The organism is Xanthomarina sp. F2636L, from assembly GCF_026410195.1.
GTDB lineage: Bacteria > Bacteroidota > Bacteroidia > Flavobacteriales > Flavobacteriaceae > Xanthomarina.
Window position 1 is genome coordinate 1 of record NZ_JAPMLM010000005.1, and the last position, 244, is coordinate 244.

Annotated in this window: 1 protein-coding gene; it reads right to left on the bottom strand. The window is 43.9% G+C overall.

The genetic code is table 11. The features are described 5' to 3' along the window. Positions 1-244, bottom strand: a 244-nt coding sequence (locus tag OS191_RS00025) for a hypothetical protein (protein WP_267153663.1), incomplete at both ends; no start/stop codon positions are given.

Below are 244 nucleotides of genomic sequence, written 5' to 3' on the forward strand. Positions count from 1 at the left end.
GCCGTCTCCCAACATTCTGTAGATGGTTCTACAGGTTGTGATCCTGTTACGTCCCAAACACATGTTGTGTTATTAAAGGTCGCCGTTTCCCAACATTCCGTTGTTGGTTCAGTTGGTTGTGATCCAGTAACTACCCAAGTACAAGTATTGTTATCAAAGGTTGCCGTTTCCCAGCATTCTGTTGTCGGTTCAGCTGGTTGTAATCCTGTCAGATCCCAAACACAGGTTATGTTATTAAAGGTTG